The sequence below is a fragment of the Pseudomonas sp. 58(2021) genome (assembly GCF_017491585.1).
GTDB classification, from domain to species: domain Bacteria; phylum Pseudomonadota; class Gammaproteobacteria; order Pseudomonadales; family Pseudomonadaceae; genus Aquipseudomonas; species Aquipseudomonas fluorescens_BT.
Genome location: NZ_JAFGYZ010000018.1, coordinates 49127 through 69996, shown reverse-complemented (window position 1 = coordinate 69996; position 20870 = coordinate 49127). Strand labels below are relative to the sequence as shown.

Annotated in this window: 16 protein-coding genes; 7 read left to right on the top strand and 9 right to left on the bottom strand. The window is 60.5% G+C overall.

Going from position 1 to position 20870, the window contains the following annotated elements; translation table 11 throughout:
• Nucleotides 1-19: 19 nt before the first annotated feature.
• The 3 genes from J5M72_RS20570 to J5M72_RS20560 all read right to left on the bottom strand — a co-directional run bounded on the left by J5M72_RS20570 (nt 20) and on the right by J5M72_RS20560 (nt 3269).
• Nucleotides 20-1264, bottom strand: a complete 1245-nt coding sequence (locus tag J5M72_RS20570; RefSeq protein ID WP_169431207.1) for a lipoprotein-releasing ABC transporter permease subunit — start codon at nt 1262-1264, stop codon at nt 20-22.
• A 63-nt stretch (nt 1265-1327) separates the two neighbouring features.
• Nucleotides 1328-2011, bottom strand: a complete 684-nt coding sequence (gene lolD, locus J5M72_RS20565) for a lipoprotein-releasing ABC transporter ATP-binding protein LolD (RefSeq protein WP_207866914.1) — start codon at nt 2009-2011, stop codon at nt 1328-1330.
• 7 nt (nt 2012-2018) lie between these two features.
• Nucleotides 2019-3269, bottom strand: coding sequence for a lipoprotein-releasing ABC transporter permease subunit (locus J5M72_RS20560; protein ID WP_169431209.1), 1251 nt, complete (start codon nt 3267-3269; stop codon nt 2019-2021).
• A 94-nt stretch (nt 3270-3363) separates the two neighbouring features.
• On the opposite strand from J5M72_RS20560, the gene J5M72_RS20555 reads away from it, so the two are divergent.
• The gene (locus tag J5M72_RS20555) at nt 3364-3945 is read left to right on the top strand and encodes a PilZ domain-containing protein (RefSeq protein WP_169431210.1); all 582 of its coding nucleotides are present in this window, start codon (nt 3364-3366) and stop codon (nt 3943-3945) included.
• Between the two features lie 13 nt (nt 3946-3958).
• Nucleotides 3959-4681, top strand: a complete 723-nt coding sequence (locus J5M72_RS20550; RefSeq protein ID WP_207866913.1) for a glycerophosphodiester phosphodiesterase family protein — start codon at nt 3959-3961, stop codon at nt 4679-4681.
• A gap of 42 nt (nt 4682-4723) precedes the next feature.
• Here J5M72_RS20550 and sthA read toward each other — a convergent pair whose 3' ends face one another.
• Nucleotides 4724-6118 (bottom strand): Si-specific NAD(P)(+) transhydrogenase, encoded by a 1395-nt coding sequence (sthA, locus tag J5M72_RS20545; RefSeq protein ID WP_065260713.1) that lies wholly within the window; start codon nt 6116-6118, stop codon nt 4724-4726.
• Between the two features lie 197 nt (nt 6119-6315).
• On the bottom strand, nt 6316-7365 hold the full coding sequence (locus tag J5M72_RS20540; RefSeq protein WP_207866912.1) for an FAD:protein FMN transferase: 1050 nt from the start codon (nt 7363-7365) through the stop codon (nt 6316-6318).
• Nucleotides 7366-7440: 75 nt separating this feature from the next.
• Between J5M72_RS20540 and J5M72_RS20535 the strand changes: the two genes are divergently transcribed.
• The gene (locus tag J5M72_RS20535; protein ID WP_207866911.1) at nt 7441-8733 is read left to right on the top strand and encodes an MFS transporter; all 1293 of its coding nucleotides are present in this window, start codon (nt 7441-7443) and stop codon (nt 8731-8733) included.
• A gap of 65 nt (nt 8734-8798) precedes the next feature.
• On the opposite strand, the gene J5M72_RS20530 is transcribed toward J5M72_RS20535, so the two are convergent.
• Nucleotides 8799-10262: a glyceraldehyde-3-phosphate dehydrogenase gene (locus J5M72_RS20530; RefSeq protein WP_169431213.1), complete on the bottom strand. Its 1464-nt coding sequence runs from the start codon at nt 10260-10262 to the stop codon at nt 8799-8801.
• A 354-nt stretch (nt 10263-10616) separates the two neighbouring features.
• Between J5M72_RS20530 and mfd the strand changes: the two genes are divergently transcribed.
• The 3 genes from mfd to J5M72_RS20515 are packed head-to-tail and all read left to right on the top strand — an operon-like array spanning nt 10617 to nt 17360.
• Nucleotides 10617-14066 (top strand): transcription-repair coupling factor, encoded by a 3450-nt coding sequence (gene mfd, locus J5M72_RS20525; RefSeq protein WP_207866910.1) that lies wholly within the window; start codon nt 10617-10619, stop codon nt 14064-14066.
• Between the two features lie 10 nt (nt 14067-14076).
• A complete protein-coding gene (locus J5M72_RS20520) occupies nt 14077-14658 on the top strand; it encodes a CsiV family protein (protein ID WP_169431215.1) in 582 nt (193 codons plus the stop codon).
• A gap of 11 nt (nt 14659-14669) precedes the next feature.
• On the top strand, nt 14670-17360 hold the full coding sequence (locus J5M72_RS20515; RefSeq protein WP_207866909.1) for a DEAD/DEAH box helicase: 2691 nt from the start codon (nt 14670-14672) through the stop codon (nt 17358-17360).
• Nucleotides 17361-17402: 42 nt separating this feature from the next.
• On the opposite strand, the gene J5M72_RS20510 is transcribed toward J5M72_RS20515, so the two are convergent.
• The 3 genes from J5M72_RS20510 to J5M72_RS20500 all read right to left on the bottom strand — a co-directional run bounded on the left by J5M72_RS20510 (nt 17403) and on the right by J5M72_RS20500 (nt 20029).
• A complete protein-coding gene (locus J5M72_RS20510; RefSeq protein ID WP_207866908.1) occupies nt 17403-18140 on the bottom strand; it encodes an S-methyl-5'-thioinosine phosphorylase in 738 nt (245 codons plus the stop codon).
• 12 nt (nt 18141-18152) lie between these two features.
• Nucleotides 18153-19151 (bottom strand): beta-N-acetylhexosaminidase, encoded by a 999-nt coding sequence (gene nagZ / locus J5M72_RS20505; protein ID WP_169432674.1) that lies wholly within the window; start codon nt 19149-19151, stop codon nt 18153-18155.
• 170 nt (nt 19152-19321) lie between these two features.
• Nucleotides 19322-20029 (bottom strand): TetR/AcrR family transcriptional regulator, encoded by a 708-nt coding sequence (locus tag J5M72_RS20500; RefSeq protein ID WP_007953037.1) that lies wholly within the window; start codon nt 20027-20029, stop codon nt 19322-19324.
• 230 nt (nt 20030-20259) lie between these two features.
• Between J5M72_RS20500 and lexA the strand changes: the two genes are divergently transcribed.
• Nucleotides 20260-20868 (top strand): transcriptional repressor LexA, encoded by a 609-nt coding sequence (lexA, locus tag J5M72_RS20495; RefSeq protein ID WP_007953044.1) that lies wholly within the window; start codon nt 20260-20262, stop codon nt 20866-20868.
• Nucleotides 20869-20870 lie beyond the last annotated feature (2 nt).

The following is a 20870-nucleotide window of genomic DNA, read 5'->3' as shown; positions in this document are numbered from 1 at the left end:
CCGGCCTCAATAGGAGAACTTACGAATAGCGCAACGCGTGCGCCGGTTCGATCTTCGCCGCTCGCCAGGCCGGGTAAACCGTGGCCAGGAAGCTGAGAATGAAGCCCGCCGAGCAGATCAGCAGCACATCGCCGCCCTGCAATTCCGAGGGCAGGTTGCTGACGAAGTACACGTCCGAACTGAAGATGTGCTGCCCGGTCACTCGCTCGACCCAGCCCACCATCTCACTGACATTGAGTGCGGCAATTACGCCAAGCACGCCACCGATGATGGTGCCGACGATGCCGATCACCGTGCCCTGCACCATGAAGATCGCCATGATCTGCCGTGGCGTGGCGCCGATGGTGCGCAGGATCGCGATGTCCGCGCCCTTGTCGTTCACCACCATGATCAAAGTCGCAATGATGTTGAACGCCGCCACCGCGACGATCATCAGCAGCAACAGACCGATCATGGTCTTTTCCATTTTCATCGCACTGAACAGGCTGCCCTGGGTGTGGGTCCAGTCGTCAGCCTTGAAATCAACGCCGAGGCCGGTGGCGATATCGGAGGAGACTTTAGGCGCCGCGTACAGGTCTTTCACTGCCAGACGCACGCTCTGTACCTGATTCGGCTCCCAGTGCTGCATCGTTGCGGCGTCGGCCACATGGATCAGGCCCATGGAACCATCCAGTTCGGCGCCGACCTTGAAGATGCCGACCACATTCAGACGCTGCATGCGCGGGGTGATGCCGCCGGGTGCAGTACTGACTTCCGGCACGATCAAAGTGATCTTGTCACCGACATTGAGGCGGAAGCGCCGGGCCGTGATTTCACCCAGCACCACGCCGAACTCGCCCGGCTTCAAGGCATCGAGACGGCCCTGAACAATGTGCTGGGCAACGATCGACACCTTGCCTTCCTGGGCCGGATCGACACCGCTGATCTGGATCGGCTGCATCATGCCCTTGTAGGACAGCATGCCTTCCATCTCGGTGAACGGCACAGCGGCAGTGACTTCGGGGTTCTTCATCGCGGCGGCGGCCACGGGTTGCCAGTCGTCGATCGGCTTGACGCCGACGATGGTCGCGTGGGGCACCATGCCGAGGATGCGCGAGCTCATTTCGCGCTGAAAGCCGTTCATCACCGACAACACCACGATCATCGCCAGCACGCCGAGGGCGAGACCGATCATCGAGGTCATCGAGATGAATGAAACAAAGCGATTGCGGCGCTTGGCGCGGGTATAGCGCGTGCCGATAAAGATCGATAACGGTCTGAACATTCGCTGGGGCACCGTATAAAAATAAAAGACCCGACGCCTTTTCAGGCATCGGGTTTCAAGCCGTCAGATGGGGGTCAGGCAACCTTCCTGCAATTGCAGGACGCGGTCCATCTGGCGAGCCAGGTTCATGTCGTGAGTCACCACCAGAAACGCCGTGCGCATCGACGTGCTGAGTTCCAGCATCAGGTCCTGAATGCCTTCGGCGGTGTGGGAGTCGAGGTTGCCGGTCGGCTCGTCGAGCATCACCAGGCCCGGATTGTTCACCAGCGCCCGGGCGATGGCCACGCGCTGGCGTTCGCCGCCGGACAGCTCGGCCGGTTTGTGTTCCAGACGATGGCCGAGACCGACTCGTTCCAGCAACGCCGTGGCCCGCTGACGCGCTTCCTGGATCGCGGTCTTGCCGATCAGCAACGGCATGCAGACGTTTTCCAGCGCGGTGAATTCCGGCAGCAGGTGGTGGAACTGGTACACGAATCCAAGGGCACGGTTACGCAGCAGGCCGCGCTTCTTCTCGCTCAGCGCCGACAGCTCTTCACCGTCGAGCCAGACACCGCCCTTGGTCGGCGTGTCGAGACCGCCCAACAGGTTGAGCAAGGTACTTTTGCCCGAACCGGATTTGCCGACGATCGCCACGCGCTCGCCCGGGTGCAGCTCCAGTTGCAGGTTGGCCAGCACTTGCACCGACTCCGGGCCTTCCTCGTAGGACTTGCCCAGGTTGCGGCAGCTCAGGATTGCTTTTTCACTCATGCCCGACTCACTCATAACGTAGCGCCTCCGCCGGCTGGGTGCGTGCGGCACGCCAGGCTGGATACAGGGTGGCGAGGAAACTCAGGACCAACGCAGCCGCGCAGACCATGACTACGTCCTGGCTCTGCACCTGCGATGGCAGGTAATCGATGAAATACACGTCGGCGTTGAGGAACTTGTGTCCGATCAAGCCTTCGAGTGCCGAAATCGCCGCGCTGACATTGAGCGCCGCCAGGATTCCGACCACGGCGCCGATGGCCGTACCGACCACGCCGATCACCGTGCCCTGCACCATGAACGTGCGCATGATCGTGCCCGGCGTGGCGCCCAGCGTGCGCAGAATGGCGATGTCGCCCTTCTTGTCGTTCACCACCATCACCAGTGTGGAGATGATGTTGAACGCGGCAACCGCGACGATCAGCAGCAACAGCAGGCCGATCATGGCTTTTTCCATGCGGATCGCCTGATACAGGTTGCCGTGGGTGCGGGTCCAGTCGCGGGCGTAGTAATGGTCTTCGCCGAGCCGCTGGGCGATGTTCCACGCCTCACGCGGCGCCTGGAACAGATCGTCGAACTTCAGGCGCAGGCCCTGCACCTGATCAGGCTTCCAGCGGTGCATCTTCGCCAGATCCTGCAGGTTGGTGACGCCCAGATAACCGTCCAGTTCACCGGCGCCGACATGGAAGATGCCGACCACGGTGAAACGCTTCATGCGCGGGAACATCCCGGCGGGGGTCACACTGACCTCCGGGGCGACGAAGGTGATCTTGTCACCGATGCCCACGCCGAGCTTGGTCGCGGCCTTGTCGCCGATCACGATGCCGAAGCTGCCCGGCGTCAGGTCGTCGAGTTTGCCCTGCTGCATGAAGTTGTCGATGATCGAGACGTTGCGTTCCAGCGCCGGATCAATGGCATTGAGCAACACCTTGGACACCTGTCCGTTGTTGGTCAGCAATCCCTGCATCTGGGTGAACGGCGCGACGGCCGCCACCTGCGGGTTCTGCTTGACCTTGGCGGCCAGGCTCTGCCAGTCGCTGATGGCTTCACCGGACTCGATGGTCGCGTGGGGCACCATGCCCAGCACGCGGGTGCGCATCTCATGATCGAAGCCGTTCATCACCGACAGCACCACGATCATCACGACCACGCCAAGGGCGAGCCCGATCATCGAAGTCAGGGAAATGAATGACACAAAATGATTGCGACGCTTTGCACGGGTATAACGCGTGCCGATAAATACGAAGAGAGGTCTGAACATGTCGGGGCTTGTTCGGAGGGAAAAGGAACGTCCTTGTGGCGGGGGTCGATAACCAGCTTTACACTCAGACCACCGCCGCTACCATGGGTTCGCCATGTCGACATTAGATGAAGAAGATCGCCGCGAATACTACCGTATCGAGGACACGATCGCACTGGAAATTCGGCCCCTGTCCGCTCCCGAAGCCGCCGGCCAGGAAGTGTTGCAGGATGCTTCCCCGCTATTCAACCTGCTCAGCGAACTGCACCTGAGCGAATTCGAGTCGCAGCACCTGCTGCGCCAGATCAGTGAACGCGACCGCGCCATCGCGGCGTTCCTGAAATCCCAGAACAAACGCATCGACCTGCTCAGCCAGGTGGTCGCCCTGACCGTGCTCGGCCATATCGGCGAACCGCAACCGGTGATCATCTCCGAGGGCGGCATCGACTTTCAGCACCCGACCCCGATCGCCACCGGCGCCCACCTGTCGGTGAAACTGGTGCTGATGCCCCAGGCGCTTGGCCTGTTGCTGCGCGCCCGGGTCACCCATTGCGACCGCAAGGGTGACGGCTACGATGTCGGCACCGAGTTCGAACACCTGACCGAAGCCCAGCGCCAGCTGCTCGCCCGCTATATCTTGCAAAAGCAGGCCCAGGAACGACGCCTGGCCCGCGAACAGAACGAATCAGGCATTTAATTAAGGAAAAAACGTGACCCTTATCTACGGCCACCGCGGCGCCAAGGGCGAAGCACCGGAAAACACCCTGACCAGTTTTCAGGAATGTCTCAAGCACGGCGTTCGCCGTTGCGAACTGGATCTGCACCTGTCCAAGGACGGCGAGCTGATGGTCATCCACGACCCGACCCTCAAGCGCACCACCGAGCGCCGCGGCAAGGTGGTCGAGCACTCCGCCGCCGAACTGGTGACCTACGACGCCCGCAAGGGTGGGCCGGGCTGGATCAAGCCCTGCCCGATTCCGACCCTGGAAGAACTGTTCGAGAAATGTGATTTCGAGCACTGGCAGCTCGAAGTCAAAAGCGCCTCGCGCACCCGCGCTGCGACGACCGTTCTGGCCATCCGTGAAATGGCGGTCAGACACGGGCTGCTCGACAGGGTGACGATCACCTCGAGTTCGCGGGAAGTATTGAAGGCTGCGCTGGATCTGGTACCGGACGTGTCACGGGGCCTGGTGGCCGAGTACGCCTGGCTCGACCCGCTGAAGGTCGCGGCAAGCTACGGCTGCGAGATACTGGCCTTGAACTGGACGCTGTGTACGCCGGAACGCCTGCAAAAGGCGCAGCGTCAGGGGCTGCATGTGTCGGTGTGGACCGTCAACGAGCCTGCGCTGATGCGCAGACTCGCCGACTTCGGCGTTGACAGCCTGATTACAGACTTTCCCGGTTTGGCCACTGCCACCCTCGGGAATAGCTGAAATCGGTCTCCCCGGCCGGCTCAGGCCACCGGCCGGAGCCGCTCAAAAAAGCCGGTTGAGGCCGTCGTACGCCGCTACCCGATAGGCTTCGGCCATGGTCGGGTAGTTGAACGTGGTGTTGACGAAATACTTCAGGGTATTGAGCTCACCCGGCTGGTTCATGATCGCCTGACCGATGTGCACGATCTCCGATGCCTGATAACCGAAGCAGTGAACGCCCAGCACCTGCAGGGTTTCACGGTGGAACAGGATCTTCAGCATGCCTTGCGGCTCGCCGGCGATCTGCGCCCGCGCCATGCTCTTGAAGAACGCCTTGCCCACTTCGTACGGCACCTTGGCCTGGGTCAGCTCCTGCTCGTTCTTGCCGATCGAGCTGATCTCCGGAATGGTGTAGATGCCGGTCGGCACGTCATTCACGAAGCGCCAGCTGCCATTGTCGACAATGCTGCCAGCAGCCGAGCGACCCTGGTCGTGGGCGGCACTGGCCAGGCTCGGCCAGCCGATCACGTCACCGGCGCCGTAGATGTTCTGTACGCAGGTGCGGTAATTTTCGTCGACTTCGATCTGGCCGCGGCTGTTGACCTTGACGCCAATGTTTTCCAGACCCAACTGATCGGTGTTGCCGGTCCGGCCGTTGCACCAGAGCAAGGCGTCGGCCTTGATCTTCTTGCCGGACTTCAGGTGCAGGATCACGCCGTTGTCCACGCCTTCGACGCGGTCATACTCTTCGTTGTGACGCACGGTGATGTTGTTGTTGCTGAAGTGGTAGCTCAACGCCTGGGAGATTTCCGAGTCGAGGAAGCTCAGCAACTGCCCGCGGTTGTCCACCAGCTCGACCAGCACGCCCAGACCGCTGAAGATCGAAGCGTATTCGCAACCGATCACGCCGGCGCCGTAAACGATCAGTTTGCGCGGGGTGTGGCCGAGGCTGAGGATGGTGTCGCTATCGTAGATACGCGGGTGGTGGAAATCGATGTCCGCCGGGCGATAAGGACGCGAACCGGTGGCGATGATGATGTGTTTGGCTACCAGCTTCTCGACCACGCCATTGGCGCAGACCACTTCGATGGTCTGCTCGTCGGCGAAGCTGCCGGTGCCGAAGAACACGTCGACGCGATTACGGGCGTAGTAGCCGGTACGCGAAGCGACTTGCTTGGAGATGACTTTTTCGGCGCTCTTCAACACGTCCGGGAAGGAGAACCAGCGCGGTTCACCGATCGCACGGAACATCGGGTTGGTGTTGAACTGCATGATCTGCCGCACCGAGTGACGCAAGGCCTTGGACGGGATGGTGCCCAGGTGGGTGCAGTTACCGCCGACCTGGCGACGGCTGTCGACCATCGCCACCTTGCGCCCTGCTTTGGCGGCGTTCATTGCCGCGCCTTCTCCCGCCGGGCCGGAACCCAGCACCACCACGTCGTAGTTGTAGACAGCCATGCGTACTCCTCAGAACAGGCCGCGGTGCCAGCAGCACCGGCGGCTAAATCACGCCGAACGACGGCGCGAAGGAACAATTGGGGGCCAGTTGAAAACCCGGACACAGTCTATAGAAGCGTCAACGCCGCGCACATTAACCCTTGGTCGCGTCGTAGGCTACTTTTGCCTGCACTACAACACCAGCTTTCGTACTGTTCTCAGTCAATTTTTGCGCCACTGAGCCGTTGGAAAGCGTGACTGGTGCGTGTGACGAAACCTTTATCGGCACGAATCACAAAGAATGCACCAATGTCGTGTTTTTCGGCATAGTCCCAGGCCCTTTCCGGGCCGAGAATCAGCAACAGTGTCGATAGTCCATCGGCCATCAAGGCTGAAGGATGAATCACCGTGACTGACGCCAGGTCGTGTAGGACGGGCGCGCCGGTGCGGGCATCGAAGGTGTGGGAATAGCGCCTTCCGTCCTGCTGAAAATAGTTGCGGTAGTCGCCGGACGTGGAGAGGCCATAGCCATCAACGTCGATGATCCGCTCGGCCACTTGCCGATCGTCACGAGGCGCCTCCAGCGCGATGCGCCAGGGGGAGCCGTCGAGCTTCCTGCCGGACGCCTTGAGCTCCCCCGTGGCTTCGGCGAGGTAATCATGAATGCCCATGGCATCGAGCCGCGCCGCAATGGTATCGACCGCATAACCGGCGGCAATGCTGTTGAAGTCGACCTCGACCGCCGCATCCTTGCACAGTTGGTCGCCTTCAACGCGCAGATGGCGGTAACCCACGCGCTTCTGCACCTCGGCCAGCGCCGAAGCGCTCGGAACTTTCTCCTCGCGCCCTTGCGGGCCGAAGCCCCAAAGATTGAGCAACGGCTCCACCGTCAGGTCGTAGGAACCTTCGCTCTGCTGTGACAGCTGTTCGCCCACACGGACCAATTCAAGAATCGCCGCCGGCATGGCCTGACAACGATCGGCTGGCAACGCGTTGAAACGTGAAATATCAGAGTTCGCGCGGTAGGTGGACATCTGCTGATCGACATCGGCAAGGATCTTCTCGACTTCGACACGGACATCCTCAGACGCAGGCAGATTGGCGCGGCGCACGTACTTGATCGAATAGGTGCTGCCCATGGTCGGGCCGCCGAAGCTCTCCATGGAATCGCCGTTGCCGCAACCGGACAAAACGCCGATCAGCAGCACGAAAACCACAAACCGTCCAGTTAACAATTCTTCATCTCCGAGCAAAACCGCGGCGGCCATTATGGCCACAGAGCCCGCTCGCTCCCAAACGGATGCACCGCTTTCATACAAAATCTAAAAAGTGAGTACCTGAACATGTCCTCCTCCACGGGCAAAGGCAAAGCGATTTTTCGCGTTGTCAGCGGCAACTTTCTCGAAATGTTCGACTTCATGGTCTACGGCTTCTATGCCACGGCCATCGCCAAGACGTTCTTCCCTACCGACAGTGCTTTCGCATCCCTGATGCTTTCGCTTGCCACCTTCGGCGCAGGCTTTCTGATGCGCCCACTGGGGGCGATCTTCCTCGGTGCCTACATTGACCGACACGGTCGTCGTCAGGGCCTGATCATTACCCTCGCGCTGATGGCTGCCGGTACCGTGCTGATTGCCTGCGTTCCGGGTTATGCCACGCTCGGCGTTGCCGCGCCGCTGATCGTGCTGTTCGGCCGCTTGCTGCAAGGATTCTCGGCCGGCGTCGAATTGGGCGGTGTATCGGTGTATCTGGCGGAAATCGCCACGCCCGGCCGCAAGGGCTTTTTCGTCAGCTGGCAGTCCGCCAGTCAGCAAGCGGCGGTGGTATTCGCCGGCCTGCTTGGCGTTGGCCTCAACCACTGGCTGAGCCCGGAACAGATGGGCGAATGGGGCTGGCGCGTGCCGTTCCTGATCGGCTGCATGATCGTCCCGGTGATTTTCGTCATCCGTCGCTCGCTGGAGGAAACCCCGGAATTCCAGGCGCGCAAACATCGCCCTACCCTGCAGGAAATCGTCCGCTCGATCGGTCAGAACTTTGGCATCGTCATCGCCGGCATGGCGCTGGTGGTCATGACGACGGTGTCGTTCTACCTGATCACCGCCTACACCCCGACGTTCGGCAAGGCGGAATTGCACCTGTCGGACTTCGATGCGTTGCTGGTGACGGTGTGCATCGGCCTGTCGAACTTCTTCTGGCTGCCGGTGATGGGCGCAGTCTCTGACAAGATCGGCCGCAAACCCCTACTGTTGGCGGCGACGATTCTGGCGATTCTGACCGCTTACCCTGCGTTGTCGTGGCTGGTGGCGAACCCGAGCTTCAGCCATCTGCTGATCGTCGAGTTGTGGCTGTCGTTCCTGTACGGCTCGTATAACGGGGCTATGGTGGTGGCACTCACCGAGATTATGCCGGTGGAAGTTCGCACCACGGGCTTCTCGCTGGCCTACAGTCTGGCGACCGCAACCTTCGGTGGTTTTACCCCTGCAGCCTGCACTTACCTGATCCATGTGCTGGACAACAAGGCAGCGCCGGGGATCTGGCTAAGTGGAGCAGCCGTGCTGGGCCTGATCGCCACGCTGGTGCTGTTCCGTGGCAACAGGCACGAACTGCGCACGGCACAAGCCGCCATCCCCCGCTGAAGCAAATCGCACACAAACAAAAACGCCCCGACAAGAGTCGGGGCGTTTTCATTTGCAGCTAAGGCTTAACGCGGGAATGCTGGCGGGTTTACACCGGCCATGTCTTCCATCACGCGAACGACCTGGCAGCTATAACCGAACTCGTTGTCGTACCAGACGTACAGAACAACGCGGTTATCCTGAACGATGGTCGCTTCAGCGTCGACCACACCGGCGTGGCGCGAGCCCACGAAGTCGGTGGAAACCACTTCCTGGGAATTGACGAAGTCGATCTGCTTGTGCAGATCCGAGTGCAGCGCCATGTAGCGCAGGTACTCGTTCATCTCTTCACGGGTGGCGGCTTTCTCGAGGTTCAGGTTGAGAATGGCCATCGACACGTTCGGCGTTGGAACACGGATCGCGTTACCGGTCAGCTTGCCGGCCAGCTCAGGCAGGGCCTTGGCAGCAGCGGTAGCAGCACCGGTCTCGGTGATCACCATGTTCAGCGCGGCGCTACGACCACGGCGATCACCCTTGTGGAAGTTGTCGATCAGGTTCTGGTCGTTGGTGTACGAGTGAACGGTTTCGACGTGACCGTTGATGATGCCGAACTTGTCATTCACGGCTTTCAGCACCGGCACGATGGCGTTGGTGGTGCAGGAAGCGGCGGACACGATCTTGTCGTCAGCGGTGATTTCGTTGTGATTGATACCGTGAACGATGTTCTTCAGCTTGCCCTTGCCAGGCGCGGTCAGAACAACGCGGTCGATACCCGGGCAGGCCAGGTGCTGACCCAGGCCGTCGGCATCACGCCATACACCGGTGTTGTCTACCAGCAGCGCATCTTTGATGCCGTACTGGGTGTAATCCACTTCGGTAGGGTTTTTCGCGTAGATAACCTGGATCAGGTTGCCGTTGGCGGTGATGGTGTTGTTTTCTTCGTCGATGGTGATGGTGCCGTTGAACGAACCGTGTACCGAATCGCGACGCAGCAGGCTGGCGCGTTTGGTCAGGTCGTTTTCGGCGCCCTTGCGCACCACGATGGCACGCAGACGCAGACCGTCGCCGCCACCGGTTTTCTCGATCAGGATGCGCGCCAGCAGACGGCCGATACGACCGAAGCCGTAAAGCACAACGTCAGTGCCTTTGCGGGCCGAAGCGTTTTGCTGGCCAACCACGTCAGCCATTTCTTCACGCACGAACTGCTCGGCGGTACGGCCGTTGCCTTCATTGCGGAATTTGAACGCCAACTTGCCCAGATCCACCGAAGCCGCGCCGAGCTTGAGCTCGCTCATGGCCTTGAGCAGAGGGAATGTTTCGTGGACGGAGAGTTCGCTATCGTCGGAAGAACGATGGCGAGCAAAGCGGTGAGCTTTGAGAATCGCGATGACAGACTGGTTGATCAGGCTGCGGCCATAGATCGAGCTCACCACGTTGTTATTGCGGTAGAGCTGACCGATAAGCGGAATCATCGCTTCTGCGAGTGCTTCACGGTCGATCCATTCACCAAGACACTGGTCGGGCTTCTGAGTCACGGGAACCTTCCACATGTAGGGGCAGAAAAAAGGGGCTACATTATGCCGCCGAGAACCTCTTGTAGCAATGCGCGCTTGTCGCGCAATCGGTAACAAAATTCCGTCCAAAAAAATAACGCCCTCCGCCAGCCCAGTAAAACCGGGGCTTTCAGAGCAGTCAGTTTTTCGACGACTGTTAGACGATGTCTGTAACCCTCCGTAACACCACCCACTTTCGGCACTACATAACCGTCAAAAAAGTGCTGGTTTTTATGGTTACCACTACATTTTGCTCAAACAGCGCAGATAGACGCAGTCTGCAACTGACAGGCGGCACCGGACGCCGCTACAATTACCGACTTTGTCGCAACGCCTGGAGCTCAACCTTCCGTGCCTGTTCTGCGTCTACCGCTTCTCCCTGCCGCGGCAGGTAAACAGCACTGGGGCAATCTGCCCGGTGCCGCACTGAGCCTGGCGATTGCCGAGGCTGCCAGCGCTGCCAAGCGCTTCACGTTACTGCTCACCGCCGACAGCCAGAGTGCCGAACGGCTGGAGCAGGAGCTGAGTTTCTTCGCCCCGGATTTGCCGGTGCTGCATTTCCCGGACTGGGAAACCCTGCCCTACGATCTGTTCTCGCCGCACCAGGACATCATCTCCCAGCGCATCGCCAGCCTTTACAGGCTGCCGGAGCTGGAACATGGCGTGCTGGTGGTGCCGATCACCACGGCCCTGCATCGCCTGGCACCGACCAGTTTCCTGCTCGGCAGCAGCCTGGTGCTGGATGTCGGGCAGAAACTCGACGTCGAACAGATGCGCACGCGGCTCGAAGCCAGCGGCTATCGCTACGTCGACACGGTCTACGAACACGGCGAGTTCACCGTACGTGGCGCCCTCATCGACCTGTTCCCGATGGGCAGCAAACTGCCTTATCGCATTGACTTGTTCGACGACGAAATCGAAACCCTGCGCACCTTCGATCCGGAAAACCAGCGCTCCATCGACAAGGTCGATTCGGTCAAGCTGCTGCCGGCCAAGGAGTTCCCGCTACAGAAAGAAGCGGTCACCCGCTTCAAGGCACGCTTTCGCGAGCGTTTCGACGTCGACTTCCGGCGCTGCCCGATCTTTCAGGACCTGAGCAGCGGTATCACGCCTGCCGGCATCGAGTACTACCTGCCGCTGTTCTTCGAAGAAACCTCGACTCTCTTCGATTACCTGCCCCAGGACACTCAGGTGTTCTCTCTGCCGGGTATCGAGCAAGCGGCGGAAAACTTCTGGAACGACGTGCGCAATCGCTACGAAGAGCGCCGCGTCGATCCATCGCGTCCTTTATTGCCGCCCGCCGAACTGTTCCTGCCGGTCGAAGACTGCTTCGCCCGCCTGAAGAACTGGCCGCGCGTGGTTGCCAGCCAGCAGGACGTGGAGACCGGCGTCGGCCGCGAGCGCTTCCCGGCGCAGGCATTGCCGAATCTAGCGATTGAAGCCAAGGCCACGCAACCGCTGGCCGCGCTGTCCGCCTTCCTCGACGAATTCCCGGGGCGCGTGTTGTTCACCGCCGAATCGGCAGGCCGCCGCGAAGTGCTGCTGGAACTGCTGGACCGTCTGAAGCTGCGACCGAAAACCGTCGATAGCTGGCCGGACTTCGTCGCGAGCAAGGATCGCCTGGCGATCACCATCGCTCCGCTCGACGAAGGCCTGATGCTGGACGACCCGGCGCTGGCACTGGTTGCGGAAAGCCCGCTGTTCGGCCAGCGCGTGATGCAACGTCGCCGTCGCGAGAAACGCGCCGACGCCAACAACGATGCAGTGATCAAGAACCTCACCGAGCTGCGCGAAGGCGCGCCGGTGGTGCACATCGATCACGGTGTCGGCCGCTATCTCGGTCTGACGATTCTGGAAATCGACAGCCAGGCTGCCGAATTCCTGACCCTGGAATACGCCGAGAACGCCAAGCTCTACGTGCCCGTGGCCAACCTGCATCTGATCGCCCGCTACACCGGCAGCGACGACGCACTGGCCCCGCTGCACCGCCTCGGCTCCGAGACCTGGCAGAAAGCCAAGCGCAAGGCTGCCGAACAGGTGCGTGACGTTGCTGCCGAATTGCTCGACATCTATGCCCGCCGCGCGGCTCGCGAAGGTTATGCGTTTGCCGATCCGAAGGCCGATTACGCAACCTTCAGTGCCGGCTTCCCGTTCGAAGAAACCCCGGACCAGCAATCCACCATCGAAGCCGTGCGCGAAGACATGCTTGCGCCGAAGCCGATGGATCGACTGGTCTGTGGCGACGTCGGTTTCGGCAAGACCGAAGTGGCCATGCGCGCCGCGTTTATCGCGGTGCATGGCGGCAAACAAGTGGCGATTCTGGTACCGACCACCCTGCTCGCCCAGCAGCACTACAACAGCTTCCGCGACCGCTTCGCCGACTGGCCGGTGACCGTGGAAGTGATGAGCCGCTTCAAGTCGGCGAAGGAAGTGAACGCAGCTGTGGCCCAACTGGCCGAAGGCAATATCGACATCGTCATCGGCACCCACAAGCTGCTGCAGGACGACGTCAAGATCAAAAACCTGGGCCTGGTGATCATCGACGAAGAGCACCGTTTCGGTGTCCGTCAGAAAGAACAGCTCAAGGCCCTGCGCAGCGAAGTCGACATTCTTACGCTGACCGCCACGCCGATTCCGCGCACGCTGAACATGGCGGTGTCGGGCATGCGCGACCTGTCGATCATCGCCACGCCGCCGGCGCGACGCCTGTCGGTGCGCACCTTCGTCATGGAACAGAACAAGAGCACGGTCAAGGAAGCCTTGCTGCGTGAACTGCTGCGCGGCGGTCAGGTTTACTACCTGCACAACGACGTGAAGACCATCGAGAAATGCGCCGCCGAGCTGGCCGAACTGGTGCCGGAAGCGCGGATCGGCATCGGCCACGGGCAGATGCGCGAACGCGAACTCGAACAGGTGATGAGCGACTTCTACCACAAGCGCTTCAACGTGCTGATCGCTTCGACCATCATCGAGACTGGCATCGACGTGCCGAGCGCCAATACCATCATCATCGAGCGCGCCGACAAGTTCGGCCTGGCGCAATTGCACCAGTTGCGCGGGCGTGTTGGCCGCAGTCACCACCAGGCCTACGCCTACCTGCTGACACCGCCACGCCAGCAGATCACCGGCGATGCGGAAAAACGCCTGGAGGCGATTGCCAACACTCAGGATCTGGGGGCGGGCTTCGTGCTGGCCACCAACGACCTGGAAATCCGTGGCGCCGGCGAACTGCTGGGCGACGGCCAGAGCGGGCAGATCCAGGCGGTCGGTTTCACGCTGTACATGGAAATGCTTGAGCGCGCGGTGAAATCGATCCGCAAGGGCGAACAGCCGAACCTCGATCAGCCGCTCGGCGGCGGCCCGGAAGTCAACCTGCGGGTGCCGGCGCTGATTCCGGAAGATTACCTGCCGGATGTGCACGCACGCCTGATCCTGTACAAGCGCATCGCTTCGGCCACCGACGAGGAAGGCCTGAAGGATCTGCAAGTGGAGATGATCGACCGCTTCGGCCTGCTGCCGGAACCGACCAAGAATCTGGTGCGCATCACTGCGTTGAAATTGCAGGCCGAGCAGCTCGGCATCAAAAAGGTCGACGGCGGCCCGCAGGGTGGACGCATCGAGTTCGCCGCGCAGACGCCGGTCGATCCGATGACCCTGATCAAACTGATCCAGAGTCAGCCAAAACGCTACAAATTCGAAGGCGCCACGATGTTCAAGTTCCAGGTGCCGATGGAGCGCCCGGAAGAGCGCTTTAATACTGTGGAAGCGCTGTTCGAGCGCCTCCTCCCGAAAACTGCTTGAAGGACGCCGCATGCGCCTGTTTCGCTCTCTGACCTTGCTGCTGACCCCGTTCTTGATAACGATGGCGGCACCCTCGGCGTTTGCCGATGACCTGTATCAGGTTGAAATGATTCTGGTACGCCAGAACGCTGTTCCGGCGATCGTCAGCCGCGCCGCGCCGGAAGATTGGGCCGCCGGTGCACAGCGTCTGGACGATGCCAGCCAGCGCACACCGGCACTGGGCGAAGTCGCCAGCAAACTCACTGCCAGCGGCGAATACAGCGTGCTGATGCACAAGGCCTGGCAACAGACCCTTGGCGAGGTGCCGACGAAAGTCGCGATCAGCGACGGCAAGGAACAGTTCGGCCAGTTCCCCATCGAGGGCACGCTTGAAATGAAACTCGGGCGTTTCACCGACGTAAACGCCGATTTCTGGGTCAACCAGATCGACGCCAACGGCATGGTCAGCGCCAGCGAACGCCTGAAGCAGGACAGCCACACCAAAAATGGCCAGCTCAACTACCTGGACAACGGCCACCTGGCCCTGCTGATCAAGATCACTTCACTGACGGCGCCTGCGCCTCGGGAAGCGCCTGAATCCATTCCGGACTGATCGAAGTCCTTATGTCCCCGCCTCTGAGTAAACCGCTGGCCTCCTCCTGGGTCAGCCGGTTCAAGGAACAAAGCCTGGAGCGTGGCCGCCGCTACGCTCTGGAAAACCGGGTGCGGATCGTGCAGGTCGGCGATGCGACCATTACCGCCAGCTGCGAAGGCTCGGGCGGCAACATCTATCGCCAGACGATCCATTTGCGCGAGTCAGCCAAGGGTACCCTGCTGATGGTCGATGCCACCTGCACCTGCCCGGTTCACAGCAACTGCAAACATTGCGCAGCGGTATTGCTGCAAGTGCAGGAAACCCTGGAATACCCCGCCGCCGCCAAAGACGCCGAACTGCTGGAAAAGCTCCAGGCCGTCCTCGAAAACCGCAGCCCCAAGGCGCCGCCGCAAGTACTGGTGGACAATGTGCAACCGGTGCCACGCCTGTGGCTGGCCAGCGTCGAATTCAGCGCGTTCGAACCGCGCAACGGCAAGATGCAGCGTTACATCCAGCATCGTGCGGCGCTGTCCTTCAGTTATCTGGACGAATACGTCAGCGGGCAAAAAAACAGTGACATCCTGATACGCCAGGAAACCCAGACCCTGCGGGTCAAACGTCATCCGGACGTCGAGCAAAGCTACCGCGAACAACTGCGGATTCTCGGTTTTCGCATTGCCACAAGACAGAGCAAGGCGCTGCCGGAAAGCGCCGGCGAACTCTATGAAATGGTCAACGACAGTGCGTGGCTGACCTTCACCCTGAACGATCTGCCGAAGCTGCGAACCCAGGGCTGGGAACTGCTGGTCGACGATGAGTTCGGCTTCGATCTGACAGCCGTCGATGACTGGTATGCCACGGTCGAGCAGACCCCGGAACGGGACTGGTTTGACCTGGAACTGGGCATCATCGTCAACGGCGAACGCCTGAGTCTGCTGCCGATCCTGCTCAATCTGATGCGCTCGCACACGGAAATCCTCAACCCCGAACGCCTTGCCCGGCGACGGGACGATGAGCTGATTCTGGTGAACATCCCGCAGCGCAACAGCGAGCATGGACCGCTGCAAGTCGCCCTGCCCCTTGGCCGGTTGAAACCGGTACTGGCAACGCTGGGCGAGTTTTATCTGCAAGAGCCGGGTGAAACCACCCTGCGCCTGAGCAAGGCTGATGCCACCCGCCTCAATTCGCTGGAGGGCATTCCCCTGCTTTGGGAAGGCGGGGAGCAGATCCGCAGTTTCGCCCAACGCTTGCGTGATATCCGCGATTACAGCGCCGAAGCACCGGAAGGACTGAACGCGACACTGCGCCCTTACCAGCTCGAAGGGTTGAGCTGGATGCAGTCGCTGCGACAGCTTGAGGTGGGCGGGATTCTCGCGGACGACATGGGACTGGGCAAAACCCTACAGACACTGGCGCACATTCTCAGCGAAAAAAACGCCGGACGCCTGGATCGCCCCTGCATGGTGGTGATGCCCACCAGCCTGATTCCCAACTGGCTGGACGAGGCAGCGCACTTCACGCCGCAACTCAAAGTGGTTGCCCTGTACGGTGCCAGCCGCAAAAAGCATTTCGAGCATCTGGCCGATTACGACCTGATCCTCACGACTTATGCGCTGCTGCCCAAGGATGTCGAGCGTCTGGCGCGGCAGCCACTGCATGTATTGGTGCTGGATGAGGCGCAATACATCAAGAACCCGAACAGCAAAGCCGCTCAGGCTGCCCGCGAACTCAATGCACGCCAGCGCCTGTGCCTGAGCGGCACCCCTCTGGAAAACCACCTGGGCGAGCTGTGGTCGCTGTTCCACTTTCTGCTGCCCGGCTGGCTCGGCGACGTCAAAAGCTTCAACGCCGATTACCGCGTGCCGATCGAAAAGCGCGCCAGCGAAGTCAGACTTCAGCACCTCAACGGTCGGATCAAACCGTTCCTGCTGCGCCGCACCAAGGAACAGGTCGCCACCGAGCTGCCGCCGAAAACCGAGATCATCCACTGGGTCGAGCTCAATGAAGCGCAGCGTGACGTGTACGAAACCATGCGTCTGGCCATGGACAAGAAGGTGCGCGACGAGATCACCCGCAAAGGCGTGGCACGCAGCCAGATCATCATTCTTGAAGCGCTACTTAAACTGCGCCAGGTCTGCTGCGACCTGCGCCTGGTCAACGACGCCACACTGCCGGCCCGCGGCAGCACCTCGGGCAAACTCGACAGCCTGATGGAAATGCTCGAAGAGCTGTTCGAGGAAGGACGGCGGATTCTGCTGTTTTCGCAGTTCACCTCGATGTTGTCACTGATCGAGGAAGAACTGAAAAAACGCAATGTCGCCTATGCATTGCTGACGGGGCAGACCCGTGATCGACGTACCCCGGTGAAGGAATTCCAGAGCGGCAAGCGTCAGATCTTTCTCATCAGCCTGAAGGCTGGTGGTGTGGGTCTGAACTTGACGGAAGCGGACACGGTGATTCACTACGATCCGTGGTGGAACCCGGCGACCGAGAATCAGGCAACTGACCGCGCGTATCGTATTGGTCAGGAGAAACCTGTGTTCGTCTACAAGATGATTGCCCGAGGCACAGTCGAGGAAAAGATTCAGCACTTGCAGAGGGAGAAATCCGACCTGGCGGCCGGCGTGCTGGATGGGCGCAAGGCCGGGGACTGGAAGTTGCAGAGCGATGATATCGAGGCGCTGTTTGCGCCGCTGCCGGACAAGTTTGAAAAGCGCTGAGATTCTCAGCGCCTGTTCATTCAAGTCATTGCAGAGCCCGAATCAACCCTTGAGTACGCGCGCCAGTGTCGATTTCACCTTGCCCATGCCATCGTGCAACGCCTGCTCGATCTCGGCCATGGTGATCACTTCCGTGGTCTTGCCCGCCGCCGGGTTCACCACCAGCGACAGACAGGCGTAATCCAGACCCAGCTCACGAGCCAGCGCCGCTTCCGGCATGCCGGTCATGCCGACGATGTCGCAACCGTCTCGCTCCAGACGTACGATCTCGGCCACGGTTTCCAGTCGCGGACCCTGGGTGCAGGCGTAAACGCCCTGATCGCTGTATTCGCAACCTTCGGCAGCCAACGCTGCAATCAGTTGCTGACGCAGCGGCTCGCTGTAGGGAAAGCTGAAGTCGATATGTGTGACATGTTCCAGATCATCGGCGAAATAGGTGTGTTCGCGCCCACTGGTGTAGTCCACGATCTGATGCGGCACGCAGAAATGTCCGGTGCCCATTGCCGGATGGATCCCGCCCACGGCGTTGACCGCGATGATTGCTTCTGCCCCGGCCTGCTGCAACGCCCACAGATTGGCGCGATAGTTGACCTTGTGTGGCGGAAAACGATGCGGGTGGCCGTGACGAGCGAGGAACAGCACTTCCTTGCCGGCATATTCACCAATCTGGACTTCAGCCGAAGGCTCACCATAAGGCGTATCCACCGCCAGCGACTGACGAATGCTCAGGCCTTCCAGCTGGGTCAGGCCGGTGCCACCGATGATTGCGTAAACCGTCATAGCGAAAAATCCTTAATCGATCAGTTGAGCGTCTTTGAGCGCGCCGACAGCGGTCAGCCAGCGCGGATCCTGACGGTATTCGGTATTGGCGAACGCCTGACCACGCATGCGTGCGATGCGCGGCGACGGCTTGACCTTCATGCGCTGGGCGGCGCTCAGGGCCAGCTCGGCGGCTGCACGGTCGTTGCACACCAGGCCCATGTCGCAACCGGCGCTGAGTGCCGCCTCGATACGGCTCGCCGCATCGCCGACCACGTGCGCGCCAGCCATGGAGAGGTCGTCACTGAAAATCACGCCATCGAACTGCAACTCGCCGCGCAGGATATCCTGCAACCAGCGCCGTGAAAAACCGGCGGGCTGCGCATCGACTTGCGGATAAATCACGTGGGCCGGCATCACGGCAGCCAATTGTTTGCTCAGTCTGGCGAATGGCACGAGATCGTTGGCGCGGATCTCTTCGAGGCTGCGCTCGTCGTTGGGGATTGCAACGTGAGAGTCGGCTTCCGCCCAGCCGTGGCCGGGGAAATGCTTGCCAGTGGCAGCCATACCAGCACTGTTCATGCCTTTGATGAAAGCGCCGGCCAGCAATGCGGCACGCTCCGGATCGCCTTCGAACGAACGGGTGCCGACCACGGCGCTGCGCTGGTAATCCAGATCCAGCACAGGGGCAAAGCTCAGGTCGAGGCCGACCGCCAGTACTTCAGTGGCCATGATCCAGCCGCATTGCTCGGCCAGATATTCGGCGTTCGGATTGTCAGCGATGGCGCGCATGGCTGGCAGGCGTACAAAGCCCTGACGCAGGCGCTGGACACGACCGCCCTCCTGGTCCACCGCCAGCAGCAGATCCGGACGGATGGCCCGGATCGCCGCACTCAGCTCGCGCACCTGGCGCGGATGCTCGATATTGCGGGCAAAAATGATCAGGCCACCCACTTCGGGCTGACGCAACAATTGGCGATCTTCGGCCGTCAGCCAGGTACCGGCGACGTCCACCATCAACGAGCCTTGCAGGCCAGCAGTCATAGAAATTCCTTGAAAACGAAAAACCCGTCGCCCACGAAACCACCACCAGGGGCATTGCCCGGCAGGTTGGTGATTTCAATGAGAAACGGGTTCAGAACGAGAGTCGGCATGGGCGGCTAGCTTAGCGGATGTCCGCAGCCGCGCCCACCCATGGACCGTTAAACCTTGGCCGGTGCCGGCGCTGATTTGCTGCGCGGCCGCAGTTGTGCCGTCGCCATCGCGGTATCGGTGACACCGGTTTCGGCACGCATGCCGGCCGCCAGGAACGGCACCATCAGACGCATCACCTGCTCGATGGAGGTGTTGACGCCGAAGTCGGTCTCGGCAATCGCACGCAAGGCCTTGATGCCCGACATGCTGAACGCCGCAGCGCCGAGCATGAAGTGCACGCGCCAGAACAGTTCGATGGGGGGAATGCGCGGTGCGGCTTCGTTAACCAGCAACATGTAGCGGCGGAATACCTTGCCGTACATGTCTTCCAGGTAACGACGCAGGTGGCCCTGGCTCTGACTGAAGGCCAGCCCCAGCAGGCGCATGAAAATCGACAAGTCGTTACCACTGCGAGGCTGCACCACAAGAGCTTGTTCGACGAGGATTTCCAGCAGTTCTTCGAGCGATGGCTTGTTTTCTGGTTTAGCCTGGCGGCGCTCCAGCTCTTTGTCGAGGCTGATGCAGAATGGGCCGAGGAAGCGCGAGAACACCGCCTGGATCAGCGCCTTCTTCGAGCCGAAGTGATAATTCACCGCTGCGAGGTTGACCCCGGCCTTGCTGGTGATCAGACGCAATGAGGTTTCAGCGAAACCTTTTTCCGCGAACAGCTGTTCTGCAGCATCAAGAATGCGTTCAACGGTTTCCGACTGGGCCATGGCTACTCCGCCTGACAAACACTTGTTTGAAACATACGTTTCAGCCTATGCCTTGTCAAGCCTGCCGGTTCGTTTTGGGAATGGTCGGTCAGATATTTAACCACAACAAGGACGCCACATTAATCGATGCCGTCACTGACCGTCCGGCGGCCTGGCAAAAAACGATCATTGCCAAGATCACTTCACTGTATATAATCCCAGTCACTGTATAAAAAGACAGAGCGATCAATATGCTTAAGCTGACGCCACGCCAAGCCGAGATTCTGGCCTTCATCAAACGCTGCCTCGAAGACAACGGCTACCCGCCGACCCGTGCGGAAATCGCTCAGGAACTGGGTTTCAAATCGCCCAACGCTGCCGAAGAGCATCTCAAGGCGCTCGCTCGCAAAGGCGCGATCGAAATGACCCCAGGGGCCTCTCGCGGCATTCGAATCCCCGGCTTTGAAGCCAAAGTCGACGAATCGACCCTCCCGATTATCGGTCGAGTGGCCGCCGGTGCGCCGATTCTCGCCCAGCAGCACATCGAAGAGTCCTGCAACATCAACCCGGCCTTCTTCCACCCTCGCGCAGATTACCTGTTGCGGGTCCACGGGATGAGCATGAAGGACATCGGTATTTTCGACGGTGATCTTCTGGCAGTTCACACGACCCGGGAAGCACGTAACGGCCAGATCGTAGTCGCCCGGATTGGCGATGAAGTGACGGTCAAACGCTTCAAGCGCGATGGCAGCAAGGTCTGGTTGATCGCAGAGAACCCTGAGTTTGCCCCCATCGAAGTCAACCTGAAAGATCAGGAACTGGTGATCGAAGGCTTGAGTGTCGGCGTCATCCGCCGCTAAAG

What these genes read in the sequence shown, in the direction of transcription:
- J5M72_RS20570 (WP_169431207.1), bottom strand. Translation starts at nt 1,264, where the DNA reads ATGTTCAGACCGTTATCGATCTTTATCGGCACGCGCTATACCCGCGCC.
- lolD (WP_207866914.1), bottom strand. Translation starts at nt 2,011, where the DNA reads ATGAGTGAAAAAGCAATCCTGAGCTGCCGCAACCTGGGCAAGTCCTAC.
- J5M72_RS20560 (WP_169431209.1), bottom strand. Translation starts at nt 3,269, where the DNA reads ATGTTCAGACCTCTCTTCGTATTTATCGGCACGCGTTATACCCGTGCA.
- J5M72_RS20555 (WP_169431210.1), top strand. Translation starts at nt 3,364, where the DNA reads ATGTCGACATTAGATGAAGAAGATCGCCGCGAATACTACCGTATCGAG.
- sthA (WP_065260713.1), bottom strand. Translation starts at nt 6,118, where the DNA reads ATGGCTGTCTACAACTACGACGTGGTGGTGCTGGGTTCCGGCCCGGCG.
- J5M72_RS20540 (WP_207866912.1), bottom strand. Translation starts at nt 7,365, where the DNA reads ATGGCCGCCGCGGTTTTGCTCGGAGATGAAGAATTGTTAACTGGACGG.
- J5M72_RS20535 (WP_207866911.1), top strand. Translation starts at nt 7,441, where the DNA reads ATGTCCTCCTCCACGGGCAAAGGCAAAGCGATTTTTCGCGTTGTCAGC.
- J5M72_RS20530 (WP_169431213.1), bottom strand. Translation starts at nt 10,262, where the DNA reads ATGTGGAAGGTTCCCGTGACTCAGAAGCCCGACCAGTGTCTTGGTGAA.
- J5M72_RS20520 (WP_169431215.1), top strand. Translation starts at nt 14,077, where the DNA reads ATGCGCCTGTTTCGCTCTCTGACCTTGCTGCTGACCCCGTTCTTGATA.
- J5M72_RS20515 (WP_207866909.1), top strand. Translation starts at nt 14,670, where the DNA reads ATGTCCCCGCCTCTGAGTAAACCGCTGGCCTCCTCCTGGGTCAGCCGG.
- J5M72_RS20510 (WP_207866908.1), bottom strand. Translation starts at nt 18,140, where the DNA reads ATGACGGTTTACGCAATCATCGGTGGCACCGGCCTGACCCAGCTGGAA.
- J5M72_RS20500 (WP_007953037.1), bottom strand. Translation starts at nt 20,029, where the DNA reads ATGGCCCAGTCGGAAACCGTTGAACGCATTCTTGATGCTGCAGAACAG.
- lexA (WP_007953044.1), top strand. Translation starts at nt 20,260, where the DNA reads ATGCTTAAGCTGACGCCACGCCAAGCCGAGATTCTGGCCTTCATCAAA.